This window comes from Erythrobacter tepidarius (assembly GCF_002155695.1).
GTDB classification, from domain to species: domain Bacteria; phylum Pseudomonadota; class Alphaproteobacteria; order Sphingomonadales; family Sphingomonadaceae; genus Erythrobacter; species Erythrobacter tepidarius.
Map to the genome: position 1 here is coordinate 132,406 of NZ_MUYJ01000010.1, position 21,509 is coordinate 153,914.

At 65.2% G+C, this 21,509-nt stretch carries 17 protein-coding genes; 8 read left to right on the forward strand and 9 right to left on the reverse strand.

All coding sequences use genetic code 11. The features are described from left to right. Positions 1-49 precede the first annotated feature (49 nt). The 3 genes from BZF61_RS11310 to BZF61_RS11320 are packed head-to-tail and all read left to right on the forward strand — an operon-like array spanning position 50 to position 3,302. Complete coding sequence (locus BZF61_RS11310) at positions 50-1,246, forward strand: acyl-CoA dehydrogenase family protein (RefSeq protein WP_086619327.1); 1,197 nt, start codon at positions 50-52, stop codon at positions 1,244-1,246. A gap of 23 nt (positions 1,247-1,269) precedes the next feature. Continuing rightward, positions 1,270-2,400, forward strand: a complete 1,131-nt coding sequence (locus BZF61_RS11315) for an acyl-CoA dehydrogenase family protein (RefSeq protein WP_086619329.1) — start codon at positions 1,270-1,272, stop codon at positions 2,398-2,400. 20 nt (positions 2,401-2,420) lie between these two features. Then, on the forward strand, positions 2,421-3,302 hold the full coding sequence (locus BZF61_RS11320) for a DUF1295 domain-containing protein (RefSeq protein ID WP_086619330.1): 882 nt from the start codon (positions 2,421-2,423) through the stop codon (positions 3,300-3,302). On the opposite strand, the gene BZF61_RS11325 is transcribed toward BZF61_RS11320, so the two are convergent. The 5 genes from BZF61_RS11325 to BZF61_RS11345 all read right to left on the reverse strand — a co-directional run bounded on the left by BZF61_RS11325 (position 3,299) and on the right by BZF61_RS11345 (position 7,979). Further along, positions 3,299-4,162: a sterol desaturase family protein gene (locus BZF61_RS11325; protein ID WP_086619377.1), complete on the reverse strand. Its 864-nt coding sequence runs from the start codon at positions 4,160-4,162 to the stop codon at positions 3,299-3,301. The genes BZF61_RS11320 and BZF61_RS11325 overlap by 4 nt on opposite strands. Before the next feature lie 359 nt (positions 4,163-4,521). Beyond that, the gene (locus BZF61_RS11330) at positions 4,522-5,703 is read right to left on the reverse strand and encodes an acetyl-CoA C-acyltransferase (RefSeq protein ID WP_086619332.1); all 1,182 of its coding nucleotides are present in this window, start codon (positions 5,701-5,703) and stop codon (positions 4,522-4,524) included. A 72-nt stretch (positions 5,704-5,775) separates the two neighbouring features. Continuing rightward, complete coding sequence (locus BZF61_RS11335; RefSeq protein ID WP_086619333.1) at positions 5,776-6,225, reverse strand: MaoC family dehydratase; 450 nt, start codon at positions 6,223-6,225, stop codon at positions 5,776-5,778. Between the two features lie 100 nt (positions 6,226-6,325). Further along, complete coding sequence (locus tag BZF61_RS11340; RefSeq protein ID WP_086619335.1) at positions 6,326-7,708, reverse strand: DUF5935 domain-containing protein; 1,383 nt, start codon at positions 7,706-7,708, stop codon at positions 6,326-6,328. A gap of 10 nt (positions 7,709-7,718) precedes the next feature. Beyond that, a complete protein-coding gene (locus tag BZF61_RS11345; RefSeq protein WP_086619337.1) occupies positions 7,719-7,979 on the reverse strand; it encodes a hypothetical protein in 261 nt (86 codons plus the stop codon). Positions 7,980-8,069: 90 nt separating this feature from the next. Between BZF61_RS11345 and BZF61_RS11350 the strand changes: the two genes are divergently transcribed. The 4 genes from BZF61_RS11350 to BZF61_RS11365 all read left to right on the forward strand — a co-directional run bounded on the left by BZF61_RS11350 (position 8,070) and on the right by BZF61_RS11365 (position 16,647). Beyond that, positions 8,070-9,302 carry a TIGR04063 family PEP-CTERM/XrtA system glycosyltransferase gene (locus BZF61_RS11350; RefSeq protein WP_086619338.1) on the forward strand — a complete coding sequence of 411 codons (1,233 nt, stop codon included), beginning with the start codon at positions 8,070-8,072 and terminating at the stop codon, positions 9,300-9,302. An 8-nt stretch (positions 9,303-9,310) separates the two neighbouring features. Continuing rightward, a complete protein-coding gene (locus tag BZF61_RS11355) occupies positions 9,311-10,276 on the forward strand; it encodes a hypothetical protein (RefSeq protein ID WP_143737024.1) in 966 nt (321 codons plus the stop codon). A gap of 269 nt (positions 10,277-10,545) precedes the next feature. Next, positions 10,546-15,186, forward strand: coding sequence for a glutamate synthase large subunit (gene gltB / locus BZF61_RS11360; RefSeq protein WP_086619341.1), 4,641 nt, complete (start codon positions 10,546-10,548; stop codon positions 15,184-15,186). Between the two features lie 24 nt (positions 15,187-15,210). After that, positions 15,211-16,647 (forward strand): glutamate synthase subunit beta, encoded by a 1,437-nt coding sequence (locus BZF61_RS11365; protein WP_086619343.1) that lies wholly within the window; start codon positions 15,211-15,213, stop codon positions 16,645-16,647. A 98-nt stretch (positions 16,648-16,745) separates the two neighbouring features. Here BZF61_RS11365 and BZF61_RS15620 read toward each other — a convergent pair whose 3' ends face one another. Together BZF61_RS15620 and murA are read right to left on the reverse strand one after the other, a co-directional pair. Beyond that, complete coding sequence (locus BZF61_RS15620) at positions 16,746-17,390, reverse strand: hypothetical protein (RefSeq protein ID WP_143737026.1); 645 nt, start codon at positions 17,388-17,390, stop codon at positions 16,746-16,748. Between the two features lie 219 nt (positions 17,391-17,609). Further along, on the reverse strand, positions 17,610-18,890 hold the full coding sequence (gene murA, locus BZF61_RS11370; protein WP_086619345.1) for a UDP-N-acetylglucosamine 1-carboxyvinyltransferase: 1,281 nt from the start codon (positions 18,888-18,890) through the stop codon (positions 17,610-17,612). A 147-nt stretch (positions 18,891-19,037) separates the two neighbouring features. On the opposite strand from murA, the gene BZF61_RS11375 reads away from it, so the two are divergent. Then, on the forward strand, positions 19,038-19,916 hold the full coding sequence (locus BZF61_RS11375; protein ID WP_086619379.1) for a UTP--glucose-1-phosphate uridylyltransferase: 879 nt from the start codon (positions 19,038-19,040) through the stop codon (positions 19,914-19,916). Between the two features lie 325 nt (positions 19,917-20,241). Here the strand turns inward: BZF61_RS11375 and BZF61_RS11380 are convergent, their stop codons facing one another. Next, complete coding sequence (locus tag BZF61_RS11380; protein ID WP_158094097.1) at positions 20,242-20,565, reverse strand: MliC family protein; 324 nt, start codon at positions 20,563-20,565, stop codon at positions 20,242-20,244. A 64-nt stretch (positions 20,566-20,629) separates the two neighbouring features. Next, complete coding sequence (locus BZF61_RS11385; RefSeq protein ID WP_086619348.1) at positions 20,630-21,337, reverse strand: queuosine precursor transporter; 708 nt, start codon at positions 21,335-21,337, stop codon at positions 20,630-20,632. Positions 21,338-21,509: the final 172 nt, after the last annotated feature.

Genomic DNA, 21,509 nt, shown 5'->3' on the forward strand with positions numbered 1-21,509 from the left:
CGTGACAAGAGGCTCGCCAAGAGACGCGCCAGGTGAGGAGAGCACAGCCATGAACCTCGATTTTACCCCTGAAGAACAGGCATTCCGCGACGAGGTGCGCGCTTTCATCGCCGAAAACCACCCGAAGGAGCTTGCCGACTTCGGCATGCGCGAGGACATGACCCGCGAGCAAATGGTCGCGTGGCACAAGATCCTGGGCAAGAAGGGCTGGTCGGTTCCGGCATGGCCCGTGGAATACGGCGGCACTGGCTGGACCCCGACCCAGCGCTACATCTGGTCGGAAGAAAACGCCCGCGCCAACACCTTCATGCCTTTGCCCTTCGGCGTGTCGATGGTCGGGCCGGTCATCTACACCTTCGGCTCGGAAGAGCAGAAGGCCAGGCACCTGCCCGGCATCCGCAGCGGCGAGGTGTGGTGGTGCCAGGGCTATTCCGAGCCGGGCGCGGGTTCGGACCTTGCCAACCTCAAGACCACCGCGGTGCGTGATGGCGATCACTACATCATCAACGGCCAGAAGACCTGGACGACGCTCGCCCAGCACGCCGACTGGGGCTTTTTCCTGTGCCGCACCGATCCCACCGCCAAGCCGCAAGAAGGCATCAGCTTCATCCTCATCGACATGAAGACGCCGGGCGTGGAAGTGAAGCCGATCAAGCTGCTCGATGGCAGCTATGAGGTCAACGAGACCTGGCTGACCGATGTGCGCGTGCCGGTCGAGAACCTCGTGGGCGAGGAGAACAAGGGCTGGACCTACGCCAAGTTCCTGCTCGCCCACGAACGCACCGGGATTGCCGGTGTCGCCCGTTCCAAGCGCGGCATCGAGAAGCTCAGGGCCATCGCCGCCAAGGAGATCGCCAATGGCGAGCCGCTGATCACGGACTTCGATTTCGCCCGCAAGATAAGCCAGCTCGAGATCGATCTTGCCGCGCTCGAAATCACCGAACTGCGCACCCTGGCGGGCGAGCAGGCGGGCAAGGGGCCGGGTCCGGAAAGCTCGATCCTCAAGATCAAGGGCACCGAAATCCAGCAACGCCTGACCGAACTGACGCTGGAGGCGGTCGGCCATTACGGCGCGCCGTATATGGGCGGCGTGTCGAACGACAACGGCGCGAACGCGCACCCAGTGGGCCCCGACTATGCCACCCACGCCGCAGCGACCTATTTCAACATGCGCAAGACCAGCATTTATGGTGGATCGAACGAGATCCAGCGCAACATCATCGCCAAGATGATCCTCGGCCTGTAAACCGCCGGGACGGGAGAGAACACGTGGACTTCAACTTCACCGAAGAACAGGACATGGTGCGCGATGGCCTCTCGCGGCTGGTGCGCGAGCAGTATGACTGGGAAACCCGGCGCAAGGCGATCGCGTCACCAGCCGGCTGGCGGCCCGAGATCTGGGCGCAGCTGGCCGAACTGGGCATCCTCGGGATGCCCTTCAGCGAAGCCGACGGCGGCTTTGGCGGCGGCGCGGTCGACGCGATGGTGATCATGGAGGAGTTCGGCAAGGGCCTGGTGGTCGAGCCTTTTGTCCCCACCGTGGTTTGCGCCGGCGGCTTCCTCAAGCACGCCGGCACCGCCGCGCAGAAGGAGGAACATATCGGCGCGATCGTTTCGGGCAGCGCGGTCTTCGCTTTCGCCTATGCCGAGCCTAAGGGCCGGTTCGACTATGCCGATCTTGAAACCACCGCGAAGAAGGACGGGGCAGGCTATGTCATCAATGGCCACAAGGCAGTCGTCATCGGCGCGCCCTGGGCCGGCCACCTCATCGTCACCGCCCGCACCGGCGGCGCGCGGCGGGATCGCGGCGGCGTGTCGGTGTTCGTTCTTGCCAAGGACACGCCCGGCGTCACCACCCGTGACTATGTGACGGTCGATGGCCGCCGTGCTTCGGAAGTCTATTTCGAGAACGTCGCGGTCGGCGCGGACGCGCTGATCGGGGCGGAAGGCGAAGGCCTGGCGCTGATCGAGTTGGTCACCGACGAGGCTATTGCCGCGCTGTGCGCCGAGGCCTGCGGGGCGATGAAGGTCGCCCACGCGATGACGGTGGAATACAGCCGTCAGCGCAAGCAGTTCGGCGTGCCGATCGGCAGCTTCCAGGTGATCCAGCATCGCTTGGTCGACATGTATACTGCCTACGAAACCGCGGTTTCGCTGACTTACCTTGCGACCTTGCGGCTCGGCGCCGACGAGCGCGAGCGCAAGCGCGCGGTCTCGGCGGCCAAGGTCGGCGTCGGCCAGTCGGCGCGGCTGATCGGTCAGGAGGCGGTGCAGATCCACGGCGGCAACGGTGTCACCGACGAATATGCCGTCGGCCATTACTTCAAGCGCCTGACGATCTTCGATTCGGAATTCGGCAACGTCGATCACCACCTCAAGCGCCACGTCGCGCTGGCATAGCCGGACTTGGGGGCGGGAGCATGTCGTTCCAGCACGCCGCGCGCAGTCTGGTGGTGGTCCTGGTGGCGAGCGCCCTTGGGCTTGCCTTCGCCTGGTTCGCCGGCAGCGGCTCGGTGCCGCTGGCGGGCCTGCCGGCGGTGTTCGCCTGTGCCTTGATCGCCTTCGGGGTCAACTGGCTTGCCTTCATTCCGGCGGCTGCCTTCCAGTCGGACCGCTTCTATGACACTACCGGGGCGATCACCTATCTTTCGGTGATCTTGGCGGCCTGCGCCGCAGCCCCTTCGCTCGATGCCCGTTCGCTCGCGGTCGCCGCGATGGTGGGTGTCTGGACCATTCGCCTCGGCGCCTTCCTGTTCTTGCGCATCCACGCGGCCGGTGGCAGCGATGTGCGGTTCGAGAAGATCAAGGTCAACCCGCCGCGCTTTCTGGTGGCGTGGACCTTGCAGGCCTGCTGGGTGATCTTCACCGCATCGGCGGCGCTGGTGATCATCACCGCGCCCGAACCACGGCCGCTCGATGTTTTCTTTTGGGCGGGCACGGCCCTGTGGGTGATCGGCTTTGCTTTCGAGGTGATCGCCGATGATCAGAAGCGCCGGTTCAAGGCCGATCCGGCCAATCACGGCAGGTTCATCACCACCGGCCTGTGGGCGTGGTCGCAGCATCCCAACTATTTCGGCGAGATTACGCTGTGGGCCGGCATTCTGGTGATCGCCCTGCCGCAGCTCGCGGGGCTGAACTGGCTGGTGCTGTTCTCGCCGGTCTTCGTCGCGCTGCTGCTGACCAAGGTGAGCGGCATCAATCTGCTCGATGCCATCGCGAAGAAGCGCTGGGGCGATGATCCGGCGTGGCAGGCCTATGTCGCCCGCACCCCGGTGCTCTTCCCCCGCCCGCCGCGCGCCTAGCTTTCCAGCCGCTTCGCGCGTTCAAACAGCGGCATGAACGGGAACAGCCACTGTTCCCTGATCGACAGCCGCCTGCGCTCGTCCTGGCCCACCACCGCGCTTTCGCCTTCCTTGTAGGTGCCGAACACGCGATCCCAGAAGATCACCGCGTTGCCATAGTTGCAGCGCGTGTCCTCATAGCTGAGCGCGGTATGGTGCAGGCTGTGGTTGCGGATGGTGGTGAGGAAGAAGCCATACCAGATGGGGGGATCGGCCCTGACGTTGGCATGGGCATAGGTGGTGATCACGAGGCCCGCGGTGATCGCGGCGAACAGCGCGTTCCTATCGACATCGAGCAGGGAAATCACCCCGATGCTGATCAGGAACAGCTCGATCGGATTGCCGATGAAGCCCTTCATCGCGTTCAATTGCGTCACGTGATGATGCGGCGCGTGGATCAGCCACAGCGGATACCAGTTATGCATCGCGCGGTGCATCCAGTACTGGCCGAATTCGAAGGTGAACAGCACCACCAGCACCTGCACCAGGAAGGGGCTGGCTTCGAGCCACGGCGTGGCGATGCCCCAGGCCTGCTTCAATTCGCCCAGCGGGCCGTCGATCAGCGTCTCGGTGAGGAAGCCGATCACGCCGTAACCGAAGGCGACGTAGAACACGTCGGTGGCAAGCTCGCGCCGGTTGATGCGCCAGTCCTCGTGGCGTTCGCATAGCAGCTCGAGCAGCTGCACGAAGGCAATCACCACAAGCCCGACGATCATGAGGGTCCACGGCGCTTCGATCCACGCCTGCGGCGCGAGGCCCCAGAAGGCGATCACCGCAGCCAGCGTGGCGGGGGGCAGCAGGTTGACGAGCGATTGTTTCACCGGATGTTCCTTCGCAAATGGCGCGGCCGGTTTTAGAAGTGCGATCGGCAAGCCAGAATACGCCATCTTGCGCAGTCCGCAGAAAGCGGTGCGCCTCGTTCAGCTTCCCGCCTGTAGGAGACACAGGAGATACTGTCCTGAAGCGAAAAACGCAAACCCGCCTCAGCACCGCCCGACGGGCTGGTTTTCACCGGACGAGCGCGCGGATCGCTCATGCCCGCACCCTGCCGCGACACGGCAAGGTAGGAAAGCGGCCTTGCGGCACATGAAAACGGCGCGGGAGGAAGCCCCCCGCGCCGTCTGATCTGGTTACCCGCCCCGGCCTCAAGTAGCGTCAGCGGTAGGCCGCAAAAGACTCATCAGAACACCTCGAACAGCCCCGCCGCGCCCATGCCGCCACCCACGCACATGGTGACGACGACATATTTCGCCCCGCGGCGCTTGCCTTCGATCAGCGCGTGGCCGGTGCAGCGCGCGCCGGTCATGCCGTAGGGGTGGCCGATCGAGATCGAGCCGCCGTTGACGTTGAGGATGTCGTTGGGAATGCCGAGTTTGTCGCGGCAATAAAGCACCTGCACCGCGAAGGCCTCGTTCAGCTCCCACAGCCCGATGTCGTCCATCTTGAGGCCGGTGGCCTTCAGCAGCTTGGGGATCGCGAAGACCGGGCCGATGCCCATTTCGTCAGGCTCGGTGCCAGCGACTGCCATGCCGACATAGCGGCCGAGCGGCTGAAGCCCGCGCCGTTCGGCGATCTTCGCTTCCATCAGCACCGCGGCCGAGGAACCGTCCGACAGCTGCGAGGCATTGCCGGCGGTGATGTTCATGCCCGGGCCCATCACCGGCTGGAGCGCCTGCAGGCCCTCCAGCGTGGTTTCGGGGCGGTTGCCTTCGTCCTTGGTGAGGGTCACCTCGACTTCGCTGACTTCGCCGGTTGCCTTGTCCTTGACCTGCATGGTGGCGGTGACGGGCACGATCTCGTCGTCGAACTTGCCGGCGGCCTGAGCGGCGGCGGTGCGCATCTGCGACTGGTAGGCGTATTCGTCCTGCGCCTCGCGGCTGATATTGTAGCGCTTGGCGACGGTCTCCGCCGTGGCCAGCATCGGCATGTAGATATCCTTGTGCATCGCGATCAGCGAGCGATCGGGCGCGACGCGCATTTCCGGCGTCTGCACCATCGAGATCGAATCCTGACCGCCGCCGACGACGATATCCATGTTGTCGACGATGATCTGCTTGGCCGCGGTGGCGATCGCCATCAGGCCCGAAGAGCACTGGCGGTCGATGGTCTGGGCCGAAACGCTCACCGGGCAGCCCGCGCGCAGCGCGACCTGCCGGCCGATATTGCCTGCCTGGGTGCCTTGGGTCAGCACCGCGCCCCACACCACGTCGTCGATCTCGCCGGCTTCGATGCCGGCGCGTTCGATCGCCGGAGCAAGACTCAGCGCGCCGAGCGTGGCGCCGGGGGTGGCGTTGAAGGCGCCCTTGTAAGCGCGCCCGATCGGCGTGCGGGCGGTGGAGACGATAACGGCGTCACGTGCCATGTTGGGGTATCCTTGATTCGATGCTTGCCTTGCCGGTGCAGCGCCGATGCGGCGCGGGCGAGAGCTATGGTGTCAGACGAAGAACAGCGTCATCCATTCGCAGATCAGGGCGGGCTTGTCCTCGCCCTCGATCTCGATCGTGATTTCGACGGTCTGTTGCCACTGGCCGGGGCGCTTTTCGACCATTTCGAGCAGCTTCCAATGGCCGCGGATGCGCTTGCCCGAGCGGACAGGGGCGATGAAGCGGGTCTTGTTCCCGCCATAGTTGACGGCCATCTTGATCCCGTCGAGGCGCGGCATGTCGCTGTTCGCGCTGAGGTAGGGGATCATCGACAGCGTCAGGAAGCCGTGGGCGATGGTCCCGCCGAACGGGGTCATCTTGGCCATCTCTGGGTTGACGTGGATGAACTGGTGGTCACCGGTCGCATCGGCGAACTGGTTGATGCGCTCCTGGCTCATCTCGACCCATTCGCTGGTGGCGAAATGCTCGCCGACCTTGGCGGCGATCTCTTGCGGACTCATGCGGCTCCTCCTCGTGCTGCGACGGCGAGATCCCGTGCCCGCCGCGCGCTTTGTGCGCTGGCGTCATGGCGCAACAACAGGGCCAGTGCAACACGCTCGGCTATGCCGCTACGGCACCGCGGAGCTTGTCGTCGACAGCCGCGCGCCGCGCCGCGCTGCGCCGGTGCAGCGCGCGGGCCGAATCGATCCGTGCACAATAGGTGGCCAGCCCGGTTTGCAGCCCCACCAGCATCAGCATCACCGGCTGGTAGCCGATCCCCTGGAAGGTCGCACCCACGAGATAGACCAGCGCGCCCATCTGCAGGGCTGCGGCAAAGGGCGCGATCCACGCCTCTGCCTCGGCCTCGACCCCCTTCCAGCGGCGATAGATGCGCTCCATCTGGATGAGGCCGAGTCCGTGCAGCACCAGCCAGATCGCCAGCCCCGGCCAGCCCTGTTCGCCCAGCAGCTCGAAGAAGGCGGAATGGAAGGCGCGGCCCCTGTCCTCGACCGGCTGGTAAGTGACCGTGGTGGTGTTTCCCGCGACCTGCTTGACCGGCATCACATAGGTGAAGCGGTTCGAGCGATAGGCGTCGAACCCGCCGCCGAAGGGCTTTGCGGCAACGTAATCGAGCGTCCATTTCCACACCGCCACGCGGGTCGAAGCGCTTTCGTCGCCCCCCGGTTCGGCCAGGGTTGCCATGCGCTCGTAATAGGACTGCGGCAGAAACGGCAGCGCCGACAGCCCCAGCACGCCCGCCCCGGCGAGGAACAGCAGGCGCCTTCTGGTATAGCGCAGCAGCAGGATGCCGAGCGCAGCGATGCACAACAGCCCGGTGCGCGCCTCGGTGCCGATAGGCACCAGCAGGCAGGCGAAGGTGAGCGCGATGGCGAAACCCGTCACCAGCCAGTGCGGGCGGAATACCGTGCCGTGGCGGGTGAACCACCAGATCAGCGGGATCAGCCCGATCGCCACCGTCGCGAGGGTCGAGCTTTCATAGATCCCGCTGTTGTCGTTCACGAAGAATTTGAGGTTCTGGTAGCCGCCGCCGCCGAAGATCGTCTTCATTCCCGTTCCGATCACAATGGTGGCGATGGTCAGCACCAGCATCAGCGCCAGCGCCTCGATCCGGACGCGGGTGGTGAGGGTGAAGGGCAGGAAGATCGCGAACAGCAGCGCCTTCCACACCCAATCCCATTTGGTCGCGGCATCGAGCGGGAAATCGGCGCGGCCGGTGGTCCACCAGCAATAGAGCAGCAGCGCCAGCATCAGCCCCTGCCGGACCGAGAATCGAACGCCCTCCTTGCGATCGAGCACCAGCCAACCGCCGAAGGCTGCGGCAAAGGCGATCAGCGAAACCGGCAGGCTGGTGATGAGCGAATAGCCGATCCGCTGCGGCGCGAGGATGTCGATATAGACATAGAGCAGCACCCATAGGAACGGCCGCTTCAATCCCAGCAGCAGGATATAGCCGATGAAGGCGAGGAAGGCGAGATCGCGCATCTTCGTCGCGCTACCGCGTCGGCCTGCGGCTGGCCCGCCTGTCCGCGCCGAGAACGCCAGGACTGACACCTGCCCCGCGTTCCGCCGCCTTCGCACGTGCGCGCCGTGCGGCGTTGCGCCCGGAAGTGCTGGCCGCCATGCGGTTGTCGGCGATGTCCTTCTTGAGTTGCCCGATCAGCGGATCGGCATCGAGATCGGCGCGCAGCACCAGACGCAGCAGCGCGATGGCCATCAGGCCATGGCCAAGCGCGAGCGCGAAATAGTCGATCATCCCATGCGCCTCCGGGGGTGGACGGTCAGGCAGCTTTACGCCTGTCGAGTTGACGCGGCGTTAAGCACACCCGCGCTAGGGCTTAGGGCCATGATCCGCGTGCTTCATGTTCTCGACCATTCGCTGCCGCTGCACTCCGGCTACACCTTCCGCACCCGCGCGATCATGAAGGCGCAGCAGGGCCACGGGCTGGACGTGCGCGGGATCACCGGCCAGCGGCACAATCGCCAAGCCGCGCCCGGCCAGTCGCCCGAGCACGCTGAAGGGCTCGACTTCCACCGCACCCCCGGCACTCCGGCAGGCCCGCCGCCCTTGCGCGAACTGGGCGAGATCGAGGCGCTCGACGCGGCGATCCATCGCGTCGCGCGGGACTGGCGGCCCGACATCATCCACGCCCATTCGCCCGCCCTTTGCGGCGTGGCGGCAAGCCGCGCGGCGCGCGCGCTGGGCATCCCCTTCGTCTATGAAATCCGCGCCTTCTGGGAAGACGCGGCGGTCGGCAACCTTTCGGGCACCGAGGGCAGCCTCAAATATCGCCTCACCCGCGCGCTGGAAACGCAGGTGGTGAAGCAGGCCGACGCGGTGTTCACCATCTGTCACGGGCTCAAGGCGGATCTGGTCGCACGCGGCATCCCGGCCGAGGCAATCGCGGTCATGCCCAACGGGGTCGATCTGGAGCTGTTCGGCGCGCCGGTGCGCCGGGACGAAAACCTGGCGCGCGATCTCGGTCTCACCGGCGGCGCGCCGGTGATCGGCTATATCGGCAGCTTTTACGCCTATGAAGGCGTCGATGATCTGATTGCCGCGATGCCGCGCTTGCGGAAAACGCACCCCGGCGCGCGGCTGCTGCTGGTGGGTGCCGGGCCGATGGACGCAGCCTGGCGCGCGGCGGCTGCCGCGCTGCCCGAGCCCGAGGCGGTGATTTTCGCCGGCCGCGTGCCGCACGCACAGGTCGAACGCTACTATTCGCTGATCGACGTGCTTGCCTATCCGCGCAAGGCCCAGCGCCTTACCGATCTGGTCACGCCCCTCAAGCCACTCGAAGCGATGGCGCAGCGCCGCCTGGTGGCCGCATCGAGCGTCGGCGGACACCGCGAGCTGATCACCGACGGTGAAACCGGCACGCTGTTCGCGCCAGACGATCCCGCCGCCTGCGCCGCCGCGCTCGCCCGGCTGATCGATGCACAGGATCAATGGGAGGCGATCAGGGACCGCGCCGTCGCGCACGTGCGCGCCCACCACGACTGGGCAGCAAATGCGCGTGATTATCTCTCTGTTTACCATCTCTTGCTAGCCCGCCAGCAACGACGCAAGGCAGGATGAGGCGGCGCATGGGACGTGGGCGAGGCAAACCGGCGAACAGCGCGGCAGGCAGCAAGCCGCTTCGCCGTCCTCTGGCGCTGCATCCGCTGTTCGGCGCGGTACTCGGCCTGTGGGGCGCCGCGCTCGGCGGTCTGGTGGTGCTGGTCTTGCCGCGCAATCTGCTGCTCGAAGCGGCCGCCCAGGCCCGACTGGCCGCGATCGGAGCCAAAGCGCCCTTGGCGCTCGCCGCGCTTGCCGCGCTGGTCCTAGGAGGGGCGATGCTGGCCATCGCCGGTCTGATCACCCGCCGCACATCGCGCCGGGTGAAGGACACGACCTCGCTCGCAGCGACGCCGCTGCACCGCGTGCAGACCATCGATCCGGCCAACGACCTCGGCAGCCGCTGTCTCGATGATCCGATCGAGGCCGTGCCCTTTTCCGAGCTGAAGCCTGCATTTGCAGCCGAAGCCGAGGCCGAAGCAGAAGCCGAAACCAGGGTGAGCGGGGAAATCCCGCCACCGCCGCTCGAGCTCGATCTCGCCGCATTCGCCGCCCTGCCGGGCCGCAACGCGGTGTGGGTGGAAGACCGCAGCGATCGCGAGGCTGGCCGCGCAGCTGTCGCTGCGCCGCAGGCCGGGGCTGAGGTGGCCGCTGCTGCCGACGTTCCGGAAGCGGTGGCCGGGCCGGACGCGCGCGCCGCGACACCCGCTCCGCACCCGCTCGGCGCGAGTGCGATCGCACGTCTGCGCGCGGTGCCGACCAGCGAATTGAGCCTCGTGCAGATGGTCGAGCGGTTTGCCGCCGCGCTCCAGGAACACCAGTCCATCGGGCCGGGCGCGAGCGACCACCGCGCCGATCAGGCCCGCCGCGATGCCGCGCTGGCCGAAGCGCTCAGGGCGCTCGCTGCCTTCGGGCCGGAGGCTGGCGCACCGGTGCATAGCGAGCCGCTGCGCGCGGCGCTGACGCGCCTGCGGGAACTGCGCGGGGCCGCCTGAGGCGGCACTGATTCCCGCAAATCCTGCAAGCCCTTGGCCGCGTATGATGCGGTGAGCGCAATCTATTGATAGTCTGAATAGGTCTGCGAGAAATAATACTTCACGCAAGGCCATTGCCAAAACCTCTTCCTGTCGGCATGAGGGGCCCGAAACCGGGGAAGGCAGGCCGCCTGCGCTGACCCTTGCCCGGAACAATCGTCGCCATGCGCCCGTTAGGCCCGCAACTGCCACAATGCGCCTGTCGGCATCTGACAGATCGGACTTTTGCCATGGGATACCCCGTCTCCCAGGGTCTTTATGACCCCCGTAACGAACACGATGCCTGCGGCGTCGGCATGGTCGCGCATATCAAGGGCGCCAAGAGCCACGCGATCATCACGCAGGCGCTGGAGATTCTCGAAAAGCTCGATCACCGCGGCGCGGTGGGGGCCGATCCGCTGCTGGGCGATGGCGCGGGGATTCTCATCCAGATTCCCGATCCGCTGATCCGTCGCTGGGCGCAGGGCAATGGCCATGACTTGCCGCCCCCGGGCGAATATGCCGTGGCGATGTGCTTCCTGCCGCAGGACGAGGCAGCGCGCGCCTTCGTCAAGGCGCGGATGGAGACCTTCACCGCCAAGGAAGGCCAGCGCTTCATCGGCTGGCGCGCGGTGCCGACCACCAAGGACGGGCTTGGCGCGGCGGTGATCGCTTCGATGCCGGTGATCGAGATGGCAGTGATCGCGCGCGGGGAAAACTGCGCCGATCAGGATGCCTTCGAACGCAAGATCCTCACCATCCGCAAGCAGGTGCAGAACCCGCTCGCGCAGTTGGCCGAAAGGCACGGCCTGCCCGGCGTGACCGAGACCTACATCCCCAGCTTTTCGACCCGCACGCTCGTGTACAAGGGCCTGCTGCTGGCGACGCAGGTGGGCAGCTTCTACGACGATCTGCGCGATCCCGAATGTGTTTCGGCCTTGGGCCTAGTGCACCAGCGTTTCTCGACCAACACCTTCCCCAGCTGGCGGCTTGCCCACCCTTTTCGCTTCATCGCCCACAATGGCGAGATCAACACGGTGCGCGGCAACGTCAACTGGATGAATGCGCGCCGCCGGACGATGGAAAGCGATCTGCTCGGCCCCGATCTCGACAAGATGTGGCCGATCATCCCGCATGGGCAATCGGACACCGCCTGCCTCGACAACGCGCTCGAATTGTTGATCGCGGGCGGATATTCGCTGGCCCATGCGATGATGATGCTGATCCCGGAAGCCTGGGCCGGCAACCCCTTGATGGACCCAGACCGCCGCGCCTTCTACGAATATCACGCCGCGCTGATGGAACCGTGGGACGGCCCGGCGGCGGTGTGCTTCACCGATGGCCGCCAGATCGGCGCGACGCTTGATCGCAACGGCTTGCGGCCCGCGCGTTTCTGCGTGACCAAGGACGACATCGTCTGCCTCGCTTCGGAAAGCGGCGTGCTGCCGTTTGCCGAGGATGACATCGTGCGCAAGTGGCGGCTCCAGCCTGGCAAGATGCTGCTGATCGACCTCGAACAGGGCCGCATCATCGAGGATGACGAGCTCAAGGCCGATCTCGCCAGGGCCGAACCCTATGCCGAATGGCTCAAGCAGGCGCAGTACAAGCTCACCGACATCACCGACGTGGTGCCCGAACTGGCCGCGATCCCCGCGGAAGAAGGCACGCTGCTCCAGCGCCAGCAGGCCTTCGGCTATACTCAGGAGGATATTTCCCGCTTCCTCGAACCGATGGCGCTGGAGGGCGACGATCCGGTCGGTTCGATGGGCACCGACACGCCGCTTGCGGTGCTGAGCAACCGCCCGCGGCTGCTTTATGATTATTTCAAGCAGAACTTCGCGCAGGTTACCAACCCGCCGATCGATCCGATCCGCGAAGAGCTGGTGATGAGCCTCACCTCGATGATCGGCCCGCGCCCCAACCTTCTGGGCCGCGATGCCGGGACGCACAAGCGGCTCGAAGTCGATCAGCCGATCCTCACCAACGAGGATCTCGCCAAGATTCGCTCGGTGGAAGAGGCGCTCGACGGCGCGTTCCGCTGCGCCACCATCGACATCACCTGGGACGCTTCGAGCGGGGCCGAGGGCATAGCCCTGGCGATCAAGGAAATGTGCTGGGCCGCCACCGAGGCGGTGCTGCAGGATCACAACATCCTGGTCCTGTCCGACCGTGGCCAGAGCGAGACCCGCGTCCCCATGCCGGCGCTGCTGGCGACCGCTGCCGTCCACCACCACCTCGTGCGGCAGGGCCTGCGGATGCAGACCGGCCTCGTGGTCGAAACCGGCGAGGCGCGCGAGGTGCATCACTTCTGTGTGCTCGCGGGTTACGGCGCGGAAGCGATCAACCCCTATCTCGCCTTCGAGACGATCGAGGCCCTGCGCGCCAAGCGCCACCCTGATCTCAGCCCCGCCAAGGTGCAGCAGAACTTCATCAAGGGCGTGGGCAAGGGCATCCGCAAGGTGATGTCCAAGATGGGCATCTCGACCTACCAGTCCTATTGCGGCGCGCAGATCTTCGACGCGGTCGGGCTATCGTCCGCCTTCGTCCAACAGTACTTCACGGGCACCGCCACCACCATCGAAGGCATCGGCCTGACCGAAGTCGCCGAGGAAGCGCTGCGCCGCCACCGCCAGGCCTACGGTGACAACCCGCTTTATGACGGGATGCTCGATGTCGGCGGTATCTATCAATTCCGCCTGCGCGGCGAGGAGCACGCTTGGACACCGCAGAACGTCGCCGCCTTGCAGCACGCGGTGCGCGGCAATGATCCCAAGAACTACGCGGAGTTCGCCAGGTCGATCAACGAGCAGTCGGAACGCTTGCTGACGATCCGCGGATTGCTCGAGTTCAAGAAGGCCGACAAGCCGATCCCGCTCGAGGAGGTCGAACCTGCGAGCGAGATCGTGAAGCGCTTCTCGACCGGCGCGATGAGCCTGGGGTCGATCAGTCACGAAGCCCATTCGACCATGGCGATCGCGATGAACCGCATCGGCGGGCGCTCGAACACGGGTGAGGGCGGGGAGGAGCCGTTCCGCTTCAAGCCGCTTCCCAATGGCGATTCGATGCGCAGCCGGATCAAGCAGGTCGCGAGCGGCAGGTTCGGGGTGACAACCGAATACCTTGTCAATGCGGACGACATCCAGATCAAGATGGCGCAGGGCGCCAAGCCGGGCGAGGGCGGGCAGCTGCCTGGGCACAAGGTCGACAAGCGGATCGGCGCGGTGCGCCATTCGACCCCCGGCGTTGGCCTCATCTCGCCGCCGCCGCACCACGACATCTATTCGATCGAGGATCTTGCGCAGCTGATCCACGACCTGAAGAACGTGAACCCCGAAGCGCGGATTTCGGTCAAGCTGGTGTCCGAAGTGGGTGTCGGCACGGTCGCCGCGGGGGTGTCAAAGGCGCGCGCAGACCATGTCACCATCGCTGGCTATGACGGCGGAACCGGCGCCTCGCCGCTGACCTCGCTGACCCATGCCGGCTCGCCGTGGGAGATCGGCCTTGCCGAAACCCAGCAGACCTTGCTGCTCAACGACCTGCGCGCGCGCATCGCGGTGCAGGTCGATGGCGGCCTGCGCACGGGCCGCGACGTGGCCATCGGTGCGCTGCTGGGCGCGGACGAATTCGGCTTTGCCACCGCGCCGCTGATTGCGGCCGGGTGCATCATGATGCGCAAGTGTCACCTCAACACCTGCCCGGTCGGTGTCGCCACGCAGGATCCGGTGCTGCGTGCGCGCTTCACCGGCCAACCCGAGCATGTCATCAACTACTTCTTCTTCGTCGCCGAGGAACTGCGCCAGATCATGGCCGAGATGGGCTTTCGCACCGTCGCCGAGATGGTTGGCCGGGTCGATCGGCTCGACAGCCGCCGGATGGAGCGCCACTGGAAGGCGCGCGGCGTCGATCTGTCGCGCATCCTCCACCAGGTGCCGCTCAAGGCGGGGGCATCGCTGCGCCAGACCAGCACGCAGGATCACGGGCTCGAAGCCGCGCTCGACAACCGGCTCATCGCCGATTGCCGCACCGCCATCGACACCCGGCAGCCGGTGCAGCTCGCCTACGAGATCCGCAACGTCAACCGCACGGTGGGCGCGATGCTCTCGGGCGAGATCGCCAGGATCTACGGCCATGAGGGGTTGCCGATCGACACCATCCGCATCAACTTCACCGGGGTTGCCGGCCAGAGCTTCGGTGCGTGGTTGGCCCATGGGGTGACGCTCGATCTGGTCGGCGATGCCAACGACTATGTCGGCAAGGGCCTGTCGGGCGGGCGGATCATTGTGCGCCAGCCGGAGTCCGCGCCGCGCGCCTCGAACGAGAACATCATCGTTGGCAACACCGTGCTTTACGGCGCGATTGCGGGCGAGGCCTATTTCAACGGCGTCGCCGGCGAGCGTTTCGCGGTGCGCAACTCGGGCGCGATCGCGGTGGTCGAGGGCACCGGGGATCACGGCTGCGAATACATGACTGGCGGCGTGGTGGTGGTGCTGGGCAAGACCGGGCGCAACTTCGCTGCCGGCATGAGCGGCGGGGTCGCCTATGTCTATGATCCCGAGGGGACGTTCAAGGACCTCGTCAATCATGCGCAGGTCGATCTGTTGCCGGTTTCCTCCACCCCGGATGCCGAGGAAGGAACGGGCCGCCCGGCTCAGCGCCCGCGCTCGGTCAATGATTTCGGCATGGGCGACATGCTGCGCCACGATGCCGAGCGGCTGCGCATCCTCGTCGAGCGGCACCAGCTCCACACCGGCAGCAAGCTCGCGGGCGCGCTGCTGGCCGACTGGGAGACGGCGCTGACCCGCTTCGTCAAGGTCATGCCGCGCGACTATGCCAGGGCGCTCAAGAAGCTCGAGACGGAACGCAACGAAGCCGCCAGCGTCGCCGCGGAATAGAGATTCAGGAACGAGACGACAGACATGGGCAAGGAAACCGGATTTCTCGAGCTGGACCGCCGCGAGCGGGACTATCTCGATCCCAAGGAACGCCTGAAGAATTATCGCGAATTCGTCATTCAACCGGATGATGCGACGCTGACGGGGCAAGCCTCGCGCTGCATGAATTGCGGTATTCCCTACTGCCACAACGGCTGTCCGGTGAACAACCTGATCCCGGACTGGAACCATCTCGTCTACGAGGCGGACTGGAAGCGTGCGCTCGACATGCTCCATTCCACCAACAACTTCCCGGAATTCACCGGCCGCATCTGTCCCGCCCCGTGCGAGGCAGCGTGCACGTTGAACATCATCGACCAGCCGGTCACCATCAAGTCGATCGAATGTGCGATTGTCGATCGCGGGTGGAAGGAAGGCTGGATCACGCCGAAGCTGCCCGAGAAGAAGACCGGCAAGTCAGTTGCCATCGTCGGCTCCGGCCCGGCGGGGCTGGCCTGCGCCCAGCAGCTGGCGCGTGCGGGCCATTCGGTCACCGTGTTCGAGAAGGCCGACCGTGTCGGCGGGCTGCTGCGCTACGGCATCCCCGACTTCAAGATGGAAAAGCACCTCATCAACCGCCGCTGCGTGCAGATGGAGGCGGAAGGGGTGACCTTCAAAACCTCCAAGGAAGTCGGGGTCGACATCTCCTTTGCATCGCTGCAGGAGAATTTCGACGCGGTGGTGCTGGCGGGCGGTGCGGAAGATGCGCGCCAGCTGCAGATCCCCGGGGCGGAGATGCCGGGGGTGCGGCTGGCGATGGAATTCCTCACCCAGCAGAACAAGCGGGTCGCCGGTGATGACGAATTGCGCGCCGCGCCGCGCGGGTCGCTGCTCGCCACCGGCAAGCACGTGGTGGTGATCGGCGGTGGGGACACCGGCAGCGATTGTGTCGGCACCGCGAACCGGCAGGGCGCCAAGAGCGTCACCCAGCTCGAGATCATGCCCAAACCGCCCGAGAAGGAAGACAAGGCGCTGACCTGGCCCGACTGGCCGCTGAAACTGCGCACCTCGTCGAGCCATGAGGAAGGCGTCGAGCGCGACTGGGCGGTGCTGGCCAAGCGCGTGCTCGGCGACGGCGAGACCGTGACCGGTCTCGAATGTGTCCGAGTCGCGTGGCAGGGCGGACAGATGCACGAAATCGCCGGCAGCGCGTTCACCCTTCCGGCCGATCTGATCCTGCTCGCGATGGGCTTTGTCGGGCCGAAGAAGGCCGGGCTGCTCGAACAGGCGGGCGTGGCGCTCGATGCGCGCGGCAACGTCGATGCCGACACGACGCGCTATGCCACCAGCGTGCCCGGCGTCTTCGCCTGCGGCGACATGCGGCGCGGGCAGAGCCTTGTCGTCTGGGCAATCCGCGAAGGCCGCCAATGCGCGCGCAGCGTGGATGAAGCGCTGATGGGGGTATCCGAACTTCCGCGCTGAGGGGAAGGTCTGCTTTTGCCCAAAGCTCGCGCGACGCGGGCCTTCGGCTCTCGAGCCACAAGCGGACCTTTATCAATTCATGAATGGTTCAAAATGAATCACTCGCCAGGAAAGATTACAACGATCTTGGTATCAGGACTGATTTCTGAGTATTGATCTTGATTGAACGCCCAAGTCCGAAGAAATTGAGTTACAGTCTTTCTAGCTTTCTCTCTAGCAAAATCTTTTGTTTTGCTACTATTGGCAATACGAGCCAACGCGGGACTGATCGATTTGAGAGCCTTTTGGCGGGTCCCCAAATCCGGAAAAAACCAACAACTTTCGCCAGCCCCCTCGGTTAAGCCTTTGGAATCTATCGCTACAGGAAGTGAAGGTTCTAGTTCGGGCACGCGTGCGATCAAGGTGCCATTACGATAACGAATAGGCCACCGCTCTCCCAATCGTAAGCGATAAGTGATCTTATAGGGAGCTATCCAACTTGCCTTCTCTCGACAATATGAAACTGATTTCCCAAGTATTTCAGGATCTTGAGATTTTGGGAAGACTTTTCTGCCGGTCACGTAAGCAACTTCAAGCATTCCGCCCTTAACCTCTACAGCTACAGGAAAGTCAACGTCAGCCGGTATTCCTTCCTCCGGAACATCCTCCTTTCCTAGAAGGCTTGGAAAATCTGGCTCTTTTAGGCGGAAAAGAAGAAACGCCAGTAAAATGGCAGCGATAGCGACTATAGCCCATTTTTTCATTGCCATATCTTCCCCCTGCCTAACCAAGGCAAGGTAATCCCTAACTCACCTGGCCTCAGCTGGGAAGGTGTATTAACCTAAAGAGTTAAGGCAGCCTGCCACCCACTTGCGCTCGTAGGCAGCGCATGCAGATCGCCGCCAGAAACGGAACGTCCGCTTCCGTTCCGGAGCTAGCTTCTGTCAAGTTCGACCGGCGCGCTTCGCGAACCGCAGACGCGCCTAGTCGTCCACCCGCTCGATATCCGCGCCGACCAGCTGGAGCTTCTCCTCCAGCCGCTCGTAACCGCGATCGAGGTGATAGAGCCGGCGCACGGTCGTTTCGCCCTCGGCCGCCAGCGCAGCGATGACGAGGCTCATCGAGGCGCGCAGGTCGGTCGCCATCACTTCGGCGCCGGTGAGGCGGTCAACACCCTTGACGATCGCGGTGCGGCCCTGAGTGGTGATGTCCGCGCCCATGCGCGCCAGTTCGGGCACGTGCATGAAGCGGTTCTCGAAGATCGTTTCTTTCAGCACGCTGGTGCCTTGCGCCCTGCACAGCAGCGCCATGAGCTGCGCCTGCATGTCGGTGGCGAGGCCGGGATAGGGCGCGGTGGTGAGGTTGGTGGCCTTGAGCGGGCCGCTCGCCCCGACGGTGACGCTCTTGGCATCCCATGACACGTCGCAGCCAATCGCCTGGAGCGCGTGGATCGTCGCCATCATCTCGTCGGCGCGCGCGCCTTCCAGCCGCACTTCGCCGGTGGTGATCGCTGCGGCACAGGCGTAGGAGCCGGCCTCGATCCGGTCGGGCATGACACGGTAGGTCGCGCCGTGCAGGCGCTTCACGCCGTGGATGGTGAGGTTGGACGTGCCGATGCCCTCGATCTCTGCGCCCATCGCCACCAGCATGTTGCACAGGTCGACGATCTCGGGCTCGCGCGCGGCATTGAACAGCCGGCTGGTGCCTTTCGCCAGCACCGCTGCCATCAGCGCGTTTTCGGTCGCCCCGACGCTCACCACCGGGAAGTCGAAATCGCCTCCGGGCAGTCCGCCATCGGGCTGGGTGGCCTTGACGTAGCCCGCCGCCAGCTCGATCCTTGCGCCGAAGGCTTCGAGCGCCTTCAGATGCAGATCGATCGGGCGGTTGCCGATCGCGCAGCCGCCGGGCATCGAAACCGTCGCCTCGCCCGCGCGGGCCAGCATGGGCCCAAGCACGAGAATGCTCGCCCGCATCTTGCGCACCAGATCATAGGGCGCGATGGTCGAGGTGATCCGGGGCGCCTCCAAGCTCATCACCCGGCCGAAATCCTCAGGGCGCGTGCCCTGAATCACCGTTGTCACCCCGAACTGGTTCATCAGGTGCTGGAAGCCGTCGATATCCGCCAGCCGCGGCAGGTTGCGCAGGGTCAGCGGCTCCTCGGTCAGCAGCGCGCAGGGTATCAGCGTGAGCGCGGCGTTCTTGGCGCCGGAAATCGGGATCGAGCCGGAAAGGCGGTTGCCGCCGCGGATGATGAGTTTGTCCATGGCTCACGCCTTAGCGAAAAGTGCCTTTCGCGCAACACGCAGCCGATAGAGCGCGATCAATGATTGACCTTGCCCTGCGCTCGCGGCACGGCGGCAAGCGAACCCGCGGTCGGTCGACGTTCTGATCTGAGCAAGCAAAGGCGCAAAATGTCTCCCAAGCCGATCCGTAAAGCCGTGTTTCCCGTTGCCGGGCTGGGCACCCGGTTTCTCCCGGCCACCAAGGTTGTCCCCAAGGAGCTGCTGCCGGTGGTTGATCGACCGCTGATCCAGTACGCGGTCGACGAGGCGCGCGAGGCGGGGATCGAGCAGATGATCTTCGTCACCGGGCGCGGCAAGACCGGGATCGTCGAGCATTTCGACATCGCCTTCGAGCTGGAAATGACCATGTCCGAGCGCGGCAAGGACCTGTCGGTGCTCGAATGCACCCGGGCGACCCCAGGCGATGTAATCGCGGTGCGCCAGCAGGTGCCGCTGGGCCTTGGCCATGCGATCTGGTGCGCCCGAGCGATCGTCGGTGACGAGCCTTTCGCGATCTTCCTGCCCGATGAGTTGATGGTTGCGCGCGAGGGCGGCACCGGCTGCATGAAGCAGATGGTGGAGGCCTACGCGCAAGTCGGCGGCAACCTCATCTCGGTGCTCGAGGTGCCGATGGAGCAGGTTTCGTCCTATGGCGTGATCGACCCGGGCGAGACGCGTGGGAACTTGATCGAGGTGAGGGGGCTGGTCGAGAAGCCGCCGGTTTGCTCAGCGCCATCGAACAAGATCATCTCGGGCCGCTACATCCTTCAGCCCGAGGTGATGCGGGTGCTGGAAAATCAGGGCCGGGGCGCGGGCGGCGAGATCCAGCTGACCGACGCGATGGCGCAGATGATCGGCACCCAGCCGTTCCACGCCGTCACCTTTGACGGCGCGCGCTACGACTGCGGCAGCAAGGTCGGCTTTGTCGAGGCAACGCTGGCGATCGCGCTGGCGCGCCCCGACATGGGCGCCGAGCTGCGCGCGATCATGCAGCGGATGCTGGATTAGGCGGATTGCGTCTGCGAGCGCGCCTGCCTTGGCAGTCAACTCGGCAGTCAACCGTGCCGGAGGCACATGCGGCACTGGCCCGAAACATGCAGGCCTGCCGCCGGGAAAGGTGCATCCTGAGAGCGGCAAAGCGGGCGAGCAGGGCGGATCACGCTTGCGATCCTGCCACCTCAGGCGCATCCGGGACAGCGGTCTTTCAAGCGCGTTTGGTCGCAGCCCCGCGCCAGCGTGGCCGAAGGTGGCCGCAAGCACCACGGGGGGCAAGTTAGGCCGCGCTGAACCGTCGGAGCACAAGGGGTGATTGCAATGAGGAAGCGGCCCGGCCTTACATGCCGCGCGGGACGGCGACCTTCGCGCAAGCCATCGGCATCATCCGGCCGACCGTCCACATCGCCTCCTCGCCCTTGTTCCAGAACTGGTGCGTGGCGCTGGTGTATTTCGCGCCCGAGGCGGACTTGTCGGCGGGGATGGTGACAGGCGGGTTGTCGTTCATCTGCACTATGACGCTGCCCGCATCGACATAGTCGACCTTGAGCCGCGTGCCATTGCCGCAATCGTAATAGGTGCTCGCACCCGGGCCGCCGACCTTCTGGTTACAGCCGGTCAGCGCGAGGACTGTCGCGGCCGCGACGATAAGACCGGATTTCATATCTTTTCCTCCCCCCGTTACGCTAGGCAGGATAGCCGATCGGGCCCGCGCGGGAAAGCCCGCTTCAGCCTGCCCGTCCATCCAGCCAGCGCGCAGTGCGCACGCCAAAGGTGATGAGCAGGGGCACCAGCACCACGCTGAGGAACACCTTGGCCAGCACCTGCCCGATCATCAGGTCGGTGATGTCGAACTCGCCGTAGAAGGCGAGGGTAATGAAGATCACCGAGTCCACCGCCTGACTGAGCGCCGAGGCAATCGCGCCGCGGATCATCAGGCCCAGCGTGCCTTCCCCTTCTCCTCTGCCGCGCAGCCGGTCGAAGATCCAGATATTGAGCAAGAGCGAGACGATGTAGGAGGCCGGGCCTGCCATCCACACCCGCCAGGTCGACTGGTGCACGCGTTCGAAGGCGGCGAGATCATCCGGGCGGAAGGCGATCATCTCCGGCGAGGCTGGCAGGGCCAGCACCAGCTGCATCAGCAGCGCCGAGAGGCCCAGCGGCAGGAAGCCCCACCACACGATCCGCTTGGCCGCCTCGCGCCCGTAGAGCTGCGACAGCGTACTTGAAATCACCACGAGGAGGAGGAAGGGGAAGATCCCGCTCTCCACCGCAAGGCTTGTCGGCCACAGCTGCACCTGCTTGAAGGCGAGCACCCCTGCCAGCACCGTCATTCCGCCATAAAGCAGCGTGTAGACGAACATCGCCAGCGGCATGGAAAGACCCCGCGGCGTGGTCACGGCGAAGGGAGCGGCGGCGGGCGGGGGATCGTTCATGCAGCAAGCTGCTACCCAGCGCGCGGGCAAATGAAAAGCGTCTGGCGCACGGCTGTCACCACAATGTCGCACAGGCCCTTTGCATGCCGACTTGCAACTCGCCGCGCAAACTGCCACCCCTCGGCACTGCACGCGGGGGCAGGTGCTCTGGTGGGCAACAAGGGTCACATCG